Genomic DNA, 15,113 nt, shown 5'->3' on the forward strand with positions numbered 1-15,113 from the left:
TGGAGCGCGGAACGATCCGTGACGGAGCGGATCCGGAGCGTACGGGGGTGCGCATGGGGCGCATGTCACGCCGGGCCTTCGCCCTGGCCGCGCTGTCCACGCTGGCCACGGCACCGCGCGCGGCGGCCGGGGGTGCCGGGTCCGGCGCGAGCGCCGCGATGCGGGGCGTCTGGATCGCCACCGTCGTCAACCGGGACTGGCCCTCGCGGCCCGGCCTCACGGCGAACGCGCAGCGCAAGGAACTGATCGCCCACCTCGACCGGGCGGTCCGTGACCGGCTCAACACGGTGATCCTCCAGGTCCGGCCCACGGCCGACGCCCTGTGGCCGTCGCCGTACGAACCCTGGTCCGAGTACCTCACCGGCACCCAGGGCAAGCACCCCGGCTGGGACCCGCTGGGCACGGCCGTCGCGGAGGCCCACGCCCGCGGACTGCAACTGCACGCCTGGTTCAATCCGTACCGGATCGCCAACCACGCCGATCCGGGCCGGCTGGCCGCCTCCCACCCGGCCCGCAAGCACCCCGGCTGGGTGGTGCCCTACGGCGGCCGGCTCTACTACGACCCCGGTCTGCCCGAGGTCCGCGCCTTCGTGCAGCGGGCGATCCTCGACGCGGTCGCCCGCTATCCGGTCGACGCCGTCCACTTCGACGACTACTTCTACCCCTACCCGGTCGCCGGGCAGACCTTCGACGACGACGACGCCTACGACCGTCACGGCGGCGCGTTCTCCGGCCGGGCCGCCTGGCGACGGGACAACGTCGACCGGCTGGTGCAGGAGACGGCAGCGGGGATCAAGCGGGTCCGGCCCGGCACCCGGTTCGGGATCAGCCCCTTCGGCGTGTGGCGCAACGCCTCGTCCGACGCGCGGGGCTCCGACACGCAGGCGGGCGTCGAGACGTACGACGACATGCACGCGGACACCCGCAAGTGGGTCCGCAACCACTGGATCGACTACATCGTCCCGCAGCTGTACTGGCACCTGGGCAACGCCGCGGCCGACTACGCGAAGCTGGTCGAGTGGTGGGCCGGGGTCGCCGAGGGGACCAGGACACACCTGTACGTCGGCGAGGCCCTGTACCGGGCCGGGGCCGCCGGGCAGCCCGCCGCCTGGCGGGACCCGGTCGAGCTGTCCCGGCACCTCACGCTGGCCGCGAAGCACCCGCAGGTGCGCGGCCACGTGTTCTTCGCCGCCAAGGACCTGGCGGCCGATCGGATCGGGGCGATGGCACGGGTGGTCGCCGACCACTACCCGGGGCCGGCGAAACCACCGCGCTGACTACTGCTGTTGCAGGTCGTCCCGGTGCCGGACCTCGCAGTCGGGGCCGGGGGACATCACGGCCTCGCGCCCGTCCGGGAAGCGGACCCGGTAGGGCGGATTACCCTCCTGGCCCATCACTTCGACTACTTCCGTGATCTGGTCGTGTTGGCCGACCACCCTGCCGTGCTGGACAAGGCGGTCGCCCTTGGATGCGCGCATGTGACAGGCCCTCCTCATGATCACGACCGCTGCGTGACGGCGATGCACACGAGCACGGCCAGGGCGGTCAGGGGAGCGGCCACCGTGAGGTGCTCGCCCAGCAGCAGCGCCGACCACACCAGTGTGAGCAGGGGCTGGGCCAACTGCAACTGGCTGGCCCGCGGGATGCCGATGGCCGCCATGCCCCGGTACCACACGAGCAGCCCCAGGAAGGTCGAACCGACCGCCACCCACACCAGCCCCGCCACGCCGTGGACGGTCAGGCGCACCGGCTCGTGGGCCAGCGCGAGTGCCGCGGCGGGCACGGTCAGCGGCAGGCACAGCACCAGCGCCCAGCCGATGACCTGCCAGCCCGGCATGACCCGGGCCAGCCGGCCGCCCTCGGTGTAGCCGGCCGCACACACCAGCAGCGCCCCGAACAGGTACGCGTCGGCCGCGGTGAGCGCGCCGCCGCTCTGGGCGACGGTGAAGGCGAGCACGGCCACCGCGCCGGCCACCGCGGCGAGCCAGAACCGGCGGGAGGGACGGGCGCCGGTGCGCAGGGCCGAGAACACGGCGGTGGTCAGCGGCAGCAGGCCCACCACGACGGCCGCGTGCGCGGTGGTGGACGTCTGCAGGGCGAGCGTGGTCAGCATCGGGAAGCCCAGCACCACTCCGGCGGCGACCACGGCCAGCCCGGCGAGATGGCGCCGCGCCGGGAGCCGTACGCGCAGGGCGAGCAGACAGCCGCCGGCGACGGTCGCGGCGAGGACCCCGCGCACCGCCACGAGCGACCAGGGGCCGAAGCTCTCCAGGCCCCAGGCCGTCGAGGGAAAGGTCAGCGAGAAGGCGACCACGCCCAGGGCGGCCTGGAGGGTGCCGAGGCCGCGGATCTCCCGTGGAGCGGTGACTGCTATCGGGCTGGCGGTAGTAGCGCTACTCTGTGTCCTCATGCAACAGCGTAGCAGTGTGGCTGAACTGGCAGAACAGTTGCGGCAAGAGTTGGACCGCTACTCACCTGGTGGAAAGCTGCCGTCGAGTCGGGTGCTGGTCGAACGGTTCCGGGTGAGCCCGGTGACCGTCTCGCGCGCCCTGGCCCAGCTCGCCGCCGAGGGCCTGGTGGTCACCCGGCCCGGAGCCGGCGCCTTCCGGGCCCGGCCGCACAGCGCACAGCACCCCGCCGGTGACACCTCCTGGCAGGAGGTCACCTTGAGCGCCGACGGCGCCCCCGACCTCGTACCGCGCACGGTGGACGCTTCCGGTGTCACGGTCTCGCTGGCCGCTCCGGCCCCCGGCGTGCTGGAGTTCAACGGTGGCTATCTGCACTCCTCCCTCCAGCCGGAGCGGGCCATGGCGGCGGCGCTCGCCCGGGCCGGCCGGCGGCCGGGAGCCTGGACGCGGCCACCGCTGGAGGGGCTGCCGGAGCTGCGGGAGTGGTTCGCGCGCGGGATCGGCGGTGCCGTCACGGCGGCCGAGGTGCTGATCGCGGCGGGCGGCCAGTCCGCGCTGGCCACCGCCCTGCGCGCGCTCGCCCCGCCCGGCGCCCCGGTGCTCGTGGAATCACCCACCTACCCGGGCATGCTGGCCCTCGCCCGCGCGGCCGGCCTGCGGGCCGTGCCGGTGCCGGTGGACCCCGACGGCGTACGGCCCGGCCTGCTCGCGGACGCCTTCCGGGCCACCGGCGCCCGGGTCTTCGTCTGCCAGCCGCTGTTCCAGAACCCGACCGGCGCCGTCCTGGCTCCCGGCCGGCGGGCGGAGGTGCTGCGCATCGCCCGCGAGGCCGGCGCGTTCGTCGTCGAGGACGACTTCGTCCGCCGGCTCGTGCACGCCGATGCCGGACCGCTGCCCCGCCCGCTGGCCGCCGACGACCCTGACGGCGTCGTGGTGCACGTCGGCTCGCTGACCAAGGCGACCTCGCCGAGCTTCCGGGTGAGCGCCCTGGCCGCCCGCGGGCCGGTGCTCGAGCGGCTGCGCGCCATCCAGGTCGTGGACACCTTCTTCGTCCCGCGGCCGCTGCAGGAGGCCGCGCTGGAACTGGTCGGTTCCCCGGCCTGGCCCCGCCACCTGCGCGCGCTCTCCGCCGAGCTGAAGACCCGGCGCGACGCCATGACCGGCGCGCTCGCCCGGTACCTGCCCGAACCGGCCCTGCCGCACATCCCCTCCGGCGGCTACCACCTGTGGCTGCGGCTGCCCGAGGGCACCGACGAGGCCGCCCTGGCCGCGGCGGCCCTGCGCGCGGGCGTCGCCCTCACCCCCGGCCGCCCCTACTTCAGCGCCGAGCCCCCCGCCGCCCACCTGCGCCTGAGCTTCGCGGCGGTGGCCGGCACCGGGGAGATCGCGGAAGGGGTGCGGCGGCTGCGGGCCGCCTGGGACGAGGTGGTGCGAAATCCGGTCGTGCCGGACCGGGCGGGCCTGTGAGGATCACCCCATGAGCGACACACCCGACCTCCCCGAGGGGTACGAGTTCTCCGCCGACCCCGGCCGCGTCGACGTGGACCGCGTCCACGGCTGGCTGTCGAACGACGCGTACTGGGCGCTCGGCCGGCCGCGCGAGCAGCACGCCCGGGCGATGGCGTCCTCCCTGAACTTCGGCGTCTACGCGACGGGGACCGGGGAGCAGGTGGCGTTCGCGCGCGTGGTCACCGACCGGGCGCTGTTCGCCTGGCTCGCCGACGTGTACGTCGACCCCTCGGTGCGCGGCAAGGGCGTCGGCACGGCGTTCGTCGGGCGCATCCGCGATCACCTGGCGCCGTTCGGGCTGCGCCGGCTGATGCTGGCGACCGAGGACGCGCACGAGATTTACCGGAAGCTCGGCTTCCGGTCGCTGGACCGCCCGGAGCAGTGGATGATCCACAGCTTCGGCCGAACGGACGCCAAGTGATCGAACGTCCCTGGTAACCCCTAGGTAACAGCCTCTTGACCTGCTCTCCGTGGCGGCTCACCATCACCGCATGCCACTGAGGGTGACGTTCGTCGCCGCGGCGCGCAGTGCCCCGCTGCTCGCCGAGCGCTTCGAGGACGACCGGCCGCTGGACCAGGCCGGCTGGGACGAGGTGCAGCGCGTCGCCGGGGATCTGCTGCCGCTCGCGGCGGCCGAGCTGCGCTACTGCTCGCCGACACCGCGCAGCCGGGCCACGGGCGACGCCCTGGGCTACGCCCCGCTGGTCCAGCCGGCGCTCCGCGACTGCGGCATGGGCCGCTGGCGCGGGCTGACGCTGGGCGAGGCGATGGCCAGGGAGCCGCAGGCGGTGGACGCCTGGCTCGCCGACCCGCGGTCCACCCCGCACGGCGGCGAGTCCCTGCTGGAGTTCATCTCCCGGGTCGGTGGCTGGCTGGACACCCGGCCGGCCGACGACGGCGGCCGGATCGTCGCGGTGGCGGAGCCGGCCGTGATCCGGGCGGCCCTGGTCTACGCGCTGAAGGCGCCGCCCACCAGCTACTGGAACATCGACGTCCGCCCGCTCTCCATGACCTCGGTCACCGGTCGCGCGGGCCGCTGGAACCTCCGCTTCGACGGGGCGGGCGCTCAGCCCTCGCGCACGTAGCCGGTGGTCAGGACGAGGTCCTTCGCCGGACCGCCGACCCGCCACACCGTGCGCCAGTGGTCGGCGTCGCGGACGGTGAACTCGCCCCGGTAGAGGTCGGCCGCGCACGGGTGGTCGGCGACGTACCGCCCCGTGGTCAGGTCCAGCTCGTGGAAGGGCCGCCCGTCCGCGAACCGCACGTCCGCGCTGCCGGGTACGGGGCCCGGCAGGAACCGCAGCGTCCGGGTGGCCGGCCGCGCCACGCCCTGCCAGGTGAAGGTGCCGGACTCCTCGTGCAGCAGGCCGCCGTCCGGCAGCGGGCGGAAGACCGTCACGCCGGTGAAGTGTCCTTCGTCCGCGCCGGCGAGGTCCCGCACGATGCGCTCGACCCGCCAGCTTCCGGCCAGGTGGGCCAGTACGTCGGGTACCGGCCAGTACTCCTCCATCACCGTGCCTTTCCTCGTGTGCACCGGGGGTCCTTCCGGCGGCCGTCCAGGGGTCCATCCTGGCCGAGGCCGGCCGGGCCGACCACCCGGACCCCGCGCACCTCGGCGAGCAGCTCCAGGGCGCGGGCGGTGAGCGTCTCCTCGTACGCCGCCACCTCGGCCATGCCCAGCGATGCCGTTCGGGCCGAGCACCTTGTGCCCGGAGAAGGCCAGGAAGTCCGCGCCCAGCTCCCGCACGTCGACCGGGCGGTGCGCACGGACTGGGCGCCGTCCACGACCACCAGCGCGCCGGATGCGTGGGCCCGGTCGGTGAGTTCCCGGACCGGGTTGAGGGTGCCGAGGACGTTGGACTGGTGGGTGAGGGCCAGCACCTTGGTGCGCTCGTCCAGCAGCTCGTCCGCCCGGGAGAGGTCGAGCCGGCGAGTGCGCCGCACAGGGCTGCGCCCGCTGGTTCCTGCGCTCCCACGGCGCCCGCCGCTGGTGCACGACACAGTGCGGCAACCGGGTCCGGGCCGCCCGGGCGTACGCGACCCGCAAGGCCGGTTCACCTTGAGCACACCTCCCGGAAATCCAAAATTCTCCGGGAGGACATGAAATTCACGCGGCGTTTCCCGTATTCGGAAGAAGTCGCCTCACTTCCGGGTGAGCGCACAACCAACCGGAATCACGCTCCGTCTAAGTCGGCGACTTCCATGGGGCACACATTCTGTGAGGACTGCCGAAAATGCACCGCACCACTCCGCCCGGCGAAAGCGGCATTGCACACGGGAACAGGCGACGGCACCCCGACGGGGCCCGGGTGTGAAATCAATGCCCCGCCCCGATCGGGCCGCCGCCGTGCTGGCCGCAGCCCTCGCGACCGCCGCCCTGTGTGCCGGTGACGTACTGGCCCGCAGCTACCCTTTCGGCCCCCGCACCCGCAGCGTCAACGACCTGGGCAACCAGTACGTGCCTTTCCACGCCCACCTGTGGGACCTGCTGCACGGCAGGGCCGACGGCGGCCTCCTCGTCGACTGGCAGTCCGGGTACGGCTCCAGCTTCCTGCCCGACCTCGGTACGTACCTGGGCAGCCCGTTCGCGCCGCTGGTCGCCCTCTTCCCGCGGGACGAGATCGACCTCGCGGTGTACGTGATCACTCTTCTGAAGATCGCCTGCGCGGCCGCGGCCATGGCCTGGCTGCTGCTCACCTTGCGGCCGGGCCGCTGGTGGGCGGCGGGCCTGCTCGGCGCCTCGTACGCGCTGTGCGGCTGGACCCTCGCCGACGCCGACTACAACCCGATGTGGCTCGACGGCCTCATCGCCTTCCCCCTGCTGTGCCTGGTCGGCGAACGGGCCCTCACCGGCCGCCGACGGCTGCCCGGCGTCCTGATCGTCGCCCTCGCCTGGACCGCCAACTTCTACACGGCCTACATGGCCACCCTCGGTGCCGCCCTGGTCCTGCTGCTGCGCCTCCTGCTCGACCGTCCGCCGCTGCGCCGGGCCCTCGCCACGGCCGGCCGCGCCGCCCTGACCACCGCCCTCGGCGTGGGCCTCGCCGCCCCCCTCGTCACGGTCGTCTACTTCGGCACCCGCCACGCCCACCCGGGCCGGGAGCGCCGGTTCAGCCCGGTGCCGGCCGAGGACGTCCTGGCCAGACTGCTGCCCACGACGTACGGCTTCGGCTCCCCGGCCCTCTACGTCGGCGTCACCGCCCTGCTGCTCGCCCTCGCCCTGCCCTTCCACCGGGCCGTCCCGGGCCGGGTCCGGGCGGGCTGGACGGCCCTGGTGCTCGCAGTGGCGCTGTCCCTCCAGTGGGAACCGACCCACCTGCTCTGGCACGCCTTCGCCACCCCGCAGGGCAGCGCCTACCGGCAGACCTTCGTCCTGTGCGGGCTGCTCGTCGTCGCCGCCTGGCAGGCACTGTCCCACGGCCCGCCGGACCGTCGCGCCCTCGGTGCCGCGACCGCGCTGCTCGTCCTGATCACGGCCCTCGCGAGCCGCAGCGGCCTGGTACGGATCTTCACCTGGCCGGTGCTGCTGCTCGCCGTCGCCGGCGCCGTCGGCGGGCTCGTCCTGCTGGCCCGCTCCGCACCGCGCGGCCGGCCCGCCGCCCTGGCGGTCGTGCTCCTGCTCGGCGCGCAGCTCGGCGAGACCGCCGCCACCTCCGCCGTGGCCGGCCGCATGCGCCTCGGACACATGGACGACTACGCCCCGTGGGGCGAACGGCAGGAGCGACAGGCCGCGCTGATCGCCGAGGCGGACGGCTGGCCCCGGTACCGCGCCGACCCGGGCCGCGAGCAGACCGTCGGCAACGACCCGATGCTCGTGGGCGGCCAGGGCGCCCAGTACTACAGCAGCCTGACCTCCGACGTGCTCAGCCGTACCCTCACCGCGCTCGGCGACGGCTGGACCTCGCGCGGGCGGAGCGTGCAGAGCCTGGACAACGCCGTCACCGATGTCATCTTCTCCGTCGGCGCCCGGGTCCACTCACCCCCCGACCCGCACCAGAAGCACGTGCCGCCGGGCGGGACCCCGGCGACCCTGACCCGGCGGGGCGTCCCGCCCCTGGTGACGGTACGGCCCGTACCGGACCGCCGGCCCTTCGGCCCCTCGCCGTACCGCAACCAGGAGATCCTGCTGGGCAGCCGCGTCTACACCGTGCCCCGGACCGCCGTGCAGGACGACGCCGGCAAGCCGGTCCCCTCGCGCCGGGTCGGCTCCGGGAACGCCCTGTCCGGCCCGACGGTCACCGCCCGCTGCCCGGCCGGGAGCCAGGTGTACCTGTGGGCGCCGCACTACGCCGGCACCGCCCGGCTCGCCGGCACCGCGACCGGGACCGGTGCGGTCTTCCGGTTCGAGCACCCGCGCAACCGCGCCGCCATGGCACCGCTCGGCACGGCCCCGGACTCCGGACGGCTGCGGATCCGGCTCACCCCGAAGCTGCCCGGCCGGATCCCGCCCGGTGCGATCGGCTGCCTGGACACCGCCCGGCTGCGCACCGCCGCCGCGCACCTCACCTCCGGCGGCGCCACGCACGTCAGCGTCTCCGACGGGACCGTGCGGGCCGTGCTGCCCGCCGGCAGCAAGGGCACCGCGGTCGTCGCCGTGCCCCGGATCGCCGGCTGGCGGTGCGCGACCGGCGACCGCCCGGCCCGGCCCGCGGGGGAGTACCACGGCCTCGTCGCCGTCCCGCTCGACGCCGCGTCCACCAGCCTGACCTGCACCTTCCACCCACCCGGCCTGCGGCTGGGCACGACCGTCGGGGCCGCCTCGCTGCTCACCCTCGTCGTGCTCACCGCCCTCACCGCCGTCCGCCGCCGGCGCGTCCCGGCGTCACCCACGACCACATCGCCGCGCGAGCGCGAGACCGCCGCTCTCTGACCGCGCCCAAGGGGGACCCGCCATGCTCATATCGATCGTCGCGCCCTGCTACAACGAGGAAGACGTCCTCGCCCGCTTCCACGAGGAGATCCAGAAGGTCGCCGAGGAACTGCTGCCCCTCGGCCACGACATGGAGTTCGTCTACGTCGACGACGGCAGCCGGGACCGCACGCTCGCCGTCCTGAAGCACCTCGCGGACCGCGACTCCCGGGTGCGCTACGTCTCCTTCAGCCGCAACTTCGGCAAGGAGGCGGCCCTGCTCGCCGGCCTGCGGAACGCCTCCGGCGACTCGGTGATCGTCATGGACGCCGACCTGCAACACCCGCCGGAGCTGGTCAAGCGCATGGTGGAGCTGCGCGAGCAGGGTCACGACCAGGTCATCGCCAGGCGCACCCGCACCGGCGACCGGCTCTCCCGGACCCTCACCGCGCGGCTGTACTACCGGCTCGTCAACCGCCTGGTCGACGTGGAACTGGTCGACGGCGTGGGGGACTTCCGGCTGCTGTCGCGCCGGGTGGTGGACGCGGTCCTGGCCCTCACCGAGTACAACCGCTTCTCCAAGGGCCTGTTCGCCTGGGTCGGCTTCCCGAGCGTCACCTTCGAGTACCGCAACGCCGTCCGCGAGGCCGGCCGCAGCTCCTGGAACCTGCGCGGACTGCTGAACTACGGCCTCGACGGCCTGCTGTCCTTCAACAACCGCCCGCTGCGCGCGGCACTCTGGCTCGGCGTGGGCCTGCTGCTGTGCGCGGGCCTCTACACCGCCTGGATCGTGGGCGCGGCGCTCGTCAACGGCGTCCAGACACCCGGCTATGTGACCATCATCACCGCCGTGACCGCCCTCGCGGGGGTCCAGATGGTCATGCTGGGAGTCATCGGGGAGTACACCGGCCGCATCTACTACGAGGTGAAGGGGCGCCCGCACTTCCTGGTGAAGGCGACCAACGTGGAACGGACGAAAGATCTCATCCCCTGATGCGGCAGATTCTCACCTTCGGCGCGGTCGGTGTCGTCAACACGGCGACCTACTACTTCCTCTACCTGATTTTTCTGAACGCTTTGCCTTATCTGGCCGCACACATCCTGGCATTCGTACTCAGTATGGTCGGGTCCTTTTTCCTGAACGCGCGCTTCACCTACCGGACGCGGCCCACCTGGCGTAAATTCCTGCTGTTCCCGCTGACGAACGTCACGAATTTCCTGGTCACCACCGCCGGTGTCTACGTGATCGTCGACCTCCTGCACGCCGGCAGCCGCTTCGCCCCGCTGATCGCCTCGGCGGCGGCGATCCCGGTCACCTTCGTCGTCTCGCGCCGGGTCATGCTCCCCGGCTCCGAGCGCGAGTCGATTGCATAAACGTGCATCGATACGTATAGTCATGCCATCCAGAGGAGGATGGACATGGCAGTACGTGCGGCGGTGGCCGGAGCGAGCGGATACGCGGGCGGAGAGCTTCTGCGTCTGCTCCTCGCGCACCCCGAGGTCGAGATCGGCGCCCTGACCGGACACTCCAACGCCGGCCAGCGGCTCGGCGCGCTGCAGCCGCACCTGCTGCCGCTGGCCGACCGCGTCCTCGCCGAGACCACACCCGAGGCGCTCGCCGGGCACGACGTGGTCTTCCTGGCGCTGCCGCACGGCCAGTCCGCCGCCGTCGCCGAGCAGCTCGGCCCGGACGTCCTCGTGGTCGACATGGGCGCCGACTTCCGGCTGCGGGAGGCGGCCGACTGGGAGACGTTCTACGGCTCCGCACACGCCGGCACCTGGCCCTACGGCCTCCCCGAACTTCCGGGCGCCCGCGCCGCGCTGGAGGGGTCCAAGCGCATCGCGGTGCCCGGTTGCTACCCGACCGCGGTCTCCCTCGCCCTGTTCCCGGCCTACGCGGCGGGGCTCGCCGGGCCCGAGGCGGTGATCGTCGCCGCGTCCGGCACCTCCGGCGCGGGCAAGGCGCCCAAGCCCCACCTGCTGGGCAGCGAGGTCATGGGCTCCATGTCGCCGTACGGCGTCGGCGGCGGCCACCGGCACACCCCCGAGATGATCCAGAACCTCAGCGCGGTGGCGGGGCAGCGGATCTCCGTCTCCTTCACGCCGACCCTCGCCCCGATGCCCCGCGGCATCCTGGCCACGTGCAGCGCGTCCGCCGTCGCGGGGGTCACCGCCGAGTCCGTCCGCGCCGCCTACGAGAAGGCCTACGCCGACGAACCCTTCGTCCGTCTGCTGCCCGGGGGACAGTGGCCGGCGACGGCGTCCGTCTACGGTTCCAACGCCGTTCAGGTGCAGGTCGCGTACGACGCCGCCGTGGGCCGCATCATCGCGATCAGCGCCATCGACAACCTGACCAAGGGCACCGCGGGCGGTGCCGTCCAGAGCATGAACATCGCCCTGGGTCTCGACGAGACCACGGGACTTTCCACGATCGGAGTCGCACCGTGAGCGTCACGGCAGCCAAAGGGTTCACGGCGGCGGGGATCGCCGCCGGGATCAAGGAGAACGGCAACCCCGACCTCGCCCTCGTGGTCAACAACGGGCCCCGCCGTGCCGCCGCGGGCGTCTTCACCTCCAACCGTGTGAAGGCGGCGCCGGTGCTCTGGTCCGAGCAGGTCCTCAAGGGCGGCCAGGTCTCGGCCGTCGTCCTCAACTCCGGCGGTGCCAACGCCTGCACCGGCCCCAAGGGCTTCCAGGACACGCACGCCACCGCCGAGAAGGCCGCCGAGGTGCTCGGCCGGGGCGCCATCGAGGTGGCCGTGTGCTCCACCGGTCTCATCGGCGTCCTGCTGCCCATGGACAAGCTCCTGGCCGGTGTCGAGAAGGCCGCCGCCGGGCTGTCCGAGCACGGCGGCGAGAAGGCGGCCATCGCCATCAAGACCACCGACACGGTGCACAAGACGTCCGTCGTGAGCCGGGGAGGCTGGACGGTCGGCGGCATGGCCAAGGGCGCGGGCATGCTGGCCCCCGGCCTCGCCACCATGCTCGTCGTCCTGACCACCGACGCCGACCTCGGCGACGAGGAACTGGACAAGGCCCTGCGCGCCGCCACCAAGGTCACCTTCGACCGGGTCGACTCCGACGGCTGCATGTCCACCAACGACACCGTGCTGCTGCTCGCCTCCGGCTCCTCCGGCATCACCCCGGAGTACGAGGAGTTCGCCGAGGCCGTGCGCGCCGTCTGCGACGACCTCGGACAGCAGCTCATCCGGGACGCCGAGGGCGCGAGCAAGGACATCAAGGTCGAGGTGGTCAACGCGGCGAGCGAGGAGGACGCCGTCGAGGTGGGCCGCTCCATCGCCCGCAACAACCTCCTCAAGTGCGCGATCCACGGCGAGGACCCCAACTGGGGCCGCGTCCTGTCCGCCATCGGCACCACGAAGGCCGCATTCGAGCCCGACCAGCTCAACGTCGCCATCAACGGCGTCTGGGTCTGCGAGAACGGCGGTGTCGGCGAGGACCGCGAGCTGGTCGACATGCGCTACCGCGAGGTCCACATCGTCGCCGACCTCGCCGCCGGCACCGAGACCGCGACCATCTGGACCAACGACCTGACCGCCGACTACGTCCACGAGAACAGCGCCTACTCGTCATGAGCACTCGCAAGCACACCGCCCTGCCCAAAGCCCAGATCCTGATCGAGGCGCTGCCCTGGCTGACCCGGCACCACGGCAAGACCGTCGTCATCAAGTTCGGCGGCAACGCCATGGTGAACGAGGACCTGAAGGCCGCCTTCGCCCAGGACGTCGTCTTCCTGCGGCACGCCGGCCTCAAGCCGGTCGTCGTGCACGGCGGCGGCCCGCAGATCAGCGCCGCCCTAGACAGGCACGGCATCGTCAGCGAGTTCAAGGCGGGTCTGCGCGTCACCACCGAGGACGCCATGGACGTCGTGCGGATGGTGCTCGCCGGGCAGGTACAGCGCGAGCTGGTCGGCCTGCTCAACCAGCACGGCCCCCTCGCCGTCGGCCTCACCGGTGAGGACGCGCACACCATCTCCGCCACCCGGCACACCCCCGAGATCGACGGCGAGCCGGTCGACATCGGGCGGGTCGGCGAGATCACCGCCATCGACACCGGTGCCATCGAGGCGCTGCTCGCCGACGGCCGCATCCCGGTCGTCTCCTCGATCGCCCGCTCCGAGGACGACGGACATGTCTACAACGTCAATGCTGATACGGCGGCTGCGGCACTCGCTGCGGCACTGGGCGCCGAGACCCTCATGGTCCTCACCGACGTCGAGGGCCTCTACGAGGACTGGCCGAACTCCGACGAGGTGATCAGCCGCCTCACCGCGGCCCAGCTGGAGAAACTCCTGCCGGAGCTGTCCGCCGGCATGGTGCCGAAGATGGAGGGCTGCCTGCACGCCGTGCGCAACGGCGTGCGGACCGCCCGTGTCATCGACGGCCGGGTCCAGCACTCGATCCTGCTGGAGATCTTCACCGACGAGGGCATCGGCACGATGGTCGTGCCCGACGAGCACCAGGGGGAGTCGTGAGCAACCAGGAACTGACCGCGCGGTGGCAGGGCGCGCTCATGCACAACTACGGCACCCCCCGTCTGCCCCTCGTCCGCGGCGAGGGCCTGAAGGTGTGGGACGCCGAAGGCCGCGAGTACCTCGACTTCGTCGGCGGCATCGCCACCAACGCGCTCGGCCACGCCCACCCCGCCGTCGTGGCGGCCGTCAGCACGCAGATCGCCTCCCTCGGGCACATCTCCAACTTCTTCCTGGCCGAACCCACCGTCGCCCTCGCCGAACGGCTCCTGACGCTCTTCGGCCGGGAGGGGCGGGTCTTCTTCTGCAACTCCGGCGCCGAGGCCAACGAGGCCGCCTTCAAGATCGGCCGGCTCACCGGGCGCACCCACATGGTCGCCACCGACGGCGGGTTCCACGGCCGGACGACGGGCGCCCTCGCGCTCACCGGCCAGCCCGCCAAGCAGGACCCCTTCCGGCCGCTGCCCGGCGATGTCACCCACGTCCCCTACGGCGACGCCCAGGCGCTGGCCGCCGCGGTCACCGAGAAGACGGCCCTGGTGATCATCGAGCCGGTCCAGGGCGAGAACGGCGTCGTCGTACCGCCGGCCGGCTACCTCAAGGCGGCCCGCGCGATCACCGCCGCCACCGGCGCGCTGCTGGTCCTGGACGAGGTGCAGACCGGCATCGGCCGGACCGGCACCTGGTTCGAGTACCAGGCCCACGAGGGCGTGCTCCCCGATGTCGTCACCCTCGCCAAGCAGCTCGGCGGCGGCCTGCCGCTCGGCGCGACCGTGGCCTTCGGCCGGGCCGCCGAACTGTTCCAGCCGGGTCACCACGGCACGACCTTCGGCGGCAACCCCGTCGCCTGCGCCGCCGGCCTCGCCGTGCTCGACACCATCGCCGAGGAAGGCCTGCTGGAGAACGTCAAGCGGCAGAGCGAGAGGTTGCGGGAGGGAATCGAGGGCCTGAACCACCCGTCGATCGGCTATGTCCGGGGCGCGGGCCTGCTCCTGGGTATCGTGCTCACCGGGCCGCTCGCGCCGCAGGTGCAGCAGGCGGCCCAGGAAGCCGGGTTCCTGGTGAACGCGCCCGCCCCCGACGTCGTACGGCTCATGCCGCCGTTGAACCTCCGCGACGACGAGGCGGGAGCGCTGATCCAGGCGCTGCCCGGCATCCTCGACGCAGCGAACGGGGACGGACGATCCGGGGAATGAGACGACGATGAGCCAGGCGCAGGACCACGAGCAGGCGGCGGGCGCCGGGCCCGCCGTGCCGCAGACCCGCACCGCACGGCACCGCCGGATCGTGGACATCCTCAACCGGCAGCCGGTGCGGTCACAGAGCCAGCTGGCGAAGCTGCTCGCCGACGACGGGCTGAACGTCACCCAGGCGACGCTGTCGCGGGACCTCGACGAGCTGAACGCGGTGAAGATCCGCAACACCGACGGCGACCTGATCTACGCGGTGCCGAGCGAGGGCGGTTTCCGCACGCCCCGCGCGCCGCTGGGGGAATCGGCGAAGGAGGAGCGGATGCGGCGCCTCTCGCAGGAGCTGCTGATCTCCGCGGAGGCCTCGGCCAACCTGGTGGTCCTGCGCACCCCGCCGGGCGCGGCCCAGTTCCTGGCCTCGGCCATCGACCAGGCCGAGCTGCACGACATCCTGGGCACCATCGCCGGTGACGACACGCTCCTGCTGATCAGCCGGCAGCCGACCGGTGGTCAGGCCCTGGCGGACCACCTGCTGCGACTCGCCCAGAACGGCCACTGACCCGCCGGCCGGCTGACGGCCACCGACCCACCGCGCGGCCCGCCCGCGCCGCCCCTGAGCCCACCCGCCGCCGACGCCGGACCCGGCTCGGTGCACCCTCGAGCCG

16 protein-coding genes and 1 pseudogene are annotated in these 15,113 nt (G+C 73.0%); 13 read left to right on the forward strand and 4 right to left on the reverse strand.

The genetic code is table 11. The annotated features are described in order from the left end of the window. The first annotated feature begins 53 nt into the window (after positions 1 to 53). Entirely contained in the window at positions 54 to 1,277 is a 1,224-nt protein-coding gene (locus tag JK359_RS25535; RefSeq protein WP_201840162.1) for a glycoside hydrolase family 10-like protein, read from the forward strand. Here JK359_RS25535 and JK359_RS25540 read toward each other — a convergent pair whose 3' ends face one another. Then, entirely contained in the window at positions 1,278 to 1,478 is a 201-nt protein-coding gene (locus JK359_RS25540) for a DUF1918 domain-containing protein (RefSeq protein ID WP_201840165.1), read from the reverse strand. 20 nt (positions 1,479 to 1,498) lie between these two features. Next, positions 1,499 to 2,410, reverse strand: a complete 912-nt coding sequence (locus JK359_RS25545) for a DMT family transporter (protein WP_201840167.1) — start codon at positions 2,408 to 2,410, stop codon at positions 1,499 to 1,501. Here JK359_RS25545 and JK359_RS25550 point away from each other — a divergent pair. The 3 genes from JK359_RS25550 to JK359_RS25560 all read left to right on the forward strand — a co-directional run bounded on the left by JK359_RS25550 (position 2,409) and on the right by JK359_RS25560 (position 5,002). Then, on the forward strand, positions 2,409 to 3,875 hold the full coding sequence (locus JK359_RS25550; protein ID WP_201840169.1) for an aminotransferase-like domain-containing protein: 1,467 nt from the start codon (positions 2,409 to 2,411) through the stop codon (positions 3,873 to 3,875). The two genes, JK359_RS25545 and JK359_RS25550, sit on opposite strands and share 2 nt — an antisense overlap. Before the next feature lie 10 nt (positions 3,876 to 3,885). Beyond that, on the forward strand, positions 3,886 to 4,338 hold the full coding sequence (locus JK359_RS25555; protein ID WP_201840171.1) for a GNAT family N-acetyltransferase: 453 nt from the start codon (positions 3,886 to 3,888) through the stop codon (positions 4,336 to 4,338). A gap of 70 nt (positions 4,339 to 4,408) precedes the next feature. Next, a complete protein-coding gene (locus JK359_RS25560; RefSeq protein ID WP_201840173.1) occupies positions 4,409 to 5,002 on the forward strand; it encodes a histidine phosphatase family protein in 594 nt (197 codons plus the stop codon). Here the strand turns inward: JK359_RS25560 and JK359_RS25565 are convergent. Together JK359_RS25565 and JK359_RS39335 are read right to left on the reverse strand one after the other, a co-directional pair. Then, positions 4,984 to 5,427: a DUF6314 family protein gene (locus JK359_RS25565; protein ID WP_201840438.1), complete on the reverse strand. Its 444-nt coding sequence runs from the start codon at positions 5,425 to 5,427 to the stop codon at positions 4,984 to 4,986. The genes JK359_RS25560 and JK359_RS25565 overlap by 19 nt on opposite strands. Positions 5,428 to 5,658: 231 nt before the next feature. Next, positions 5,659 to 5,918 (reverse strand): annotated as a pseudogene (locus JK359_RS39335) (aminotransferase class V-fold PLP-dependent enzyme); the annotation flags it as partial. Between JK359_RS39335 and JK359_RS25575 the strand changes: the two are divergent. From JK359_RS25575 to JK359_RS25615, 9 genes are all read left to right on the forward strand, one after another. Continuing rightward, positions 5,882 to 5,980 carry a CGNR zinc finger domain-containing protein gene (locus JK359_RS25575; RefSeq protein WP_372445481.1) on the forward strand — a complete coding sequence of 33 codons (99 nt, stop codon included), beginning with the start codon at positions 5,882 to 5,884 and terminating at the stop codon, positions 5,978 to 5,980. The pseudogene JK359_RS39335 and the gene JK359_RS25575 sit on opposite strands and share 37 nt — an antisense overlap. A 257-nt stretch (positions 5,981 to 6,237) precedes the next feature. Next, on the forward strand, positions 6,238 to 8,787 hold the full coding sequence (locus JK359_RS25580; RefSeq protein WP_201840175.1) for a YfhO family protein: 2,550 nt from the start codon (positions 6,238 to 6,240) through the stop codon (positions 8,785 to 8,787). Positions 8,788 to 8,809: 22 nt separating this feature from the next. Beyond that, positions 8,810 to 9,760, forward strand: coding sequence for a glycosyltransferase family 2 protein (locus JK359_RS25585; protein ID WP_201840177.1), 951 nt, complete (start codon positions 8,810 to 8,812; stop codon positions 9,758 to 9,760). Further along, positions 9,760 to 10,140: a GtrA family protein gene (locus JK359_RS25590; RefSeq protein WP_201840179.1), complete on the forward strand. Its 381-nt coding sequence runs from the start codon at positions 9,760 to 9,762 to the stop codon at positions 10,138 to 10,140. The genes JK359_RS25585 and JK359_RS25590 overlap by 1 nt, the downstream gene beginning before the upstream one ends. Positions 10,141 to 10,185: 45 nt before the next feature. Continuing rightward, complete coding sequence (gene argC / locus JK359_RS25595) at positions 10,186 to 11,214, forward strand: N-acetyl-gamma-glutamyl-phosphate reductase (protein ID WP_201840182.1); 1,029 nt, start codon at positions 10,186 to 10,188, stop codon at positions 11,212 to 11,214. Next, a complete protein-coding gene (gene argJ / locus JK359_RS25600; protein ID WP_201840185.1) occupies positions 11,211 to 12,362 on the forward strand; it encodes a bifunctional glutamate N-acetyltransferase/amino-acid acetyltransferase ArgJ in 1,152 nt (383 codons plus the stop codon). Before argC ends, argJ begins: the two co-directional genes overlap by 4 nt. Further along, entirely contained in the window at positions 12,359 to 13,261 is a 903-nt protein-coding gene (argB, locus tag JK359_RS25605; RefSeq protein ID WP_201840188.1) for an acetylglutamate kinase, read from the forward strand. The genes argJ and argB overlap by 4 nt, the downstream gene beginning before the upstream one ends. Beyond that, the gene (locus JK359_RS25610; RefSeq protein ID WP_201840191.1) at positions 13,258 to 14,454 is read left to right on the forward strand and encodes an acetylornithine transaminase; all 1,197 of its coding nucleotides are present in this window, start codon (positions 13,258 to 13,260) and stop codon (positions 14,452 to 14,454) included. The genes argB and JK359_RS25610 overlap by 4 nt, the downstream gene beginning before the upstream one ends. Before the next feature lie 7 nt (positions 14,455 to 14,461). Next, positions 14,462 to 15,007: an arginine repressor gene (locus JK359_RS25615; protein ID WP_201840194.1), complete on the forward strand. Its 546-nt coding sequence runs from the start codon at positions 14,462 to 14,464 to the stop codon at positions 15,005 to 15,007. Positions 15,008 to 15,113 lie beyond the last annotated feature (106 nt).

The sequence above is a fragment of the Streptomyces actinomycinicus genome, from assembly GCF_016741775.1.
GTDB lineage: Bacteria > Actinomycetota > Actinomycetes > Streptomycetales > Streptomycetaceae > Streptomyces > Streptomyces actinomycinicus.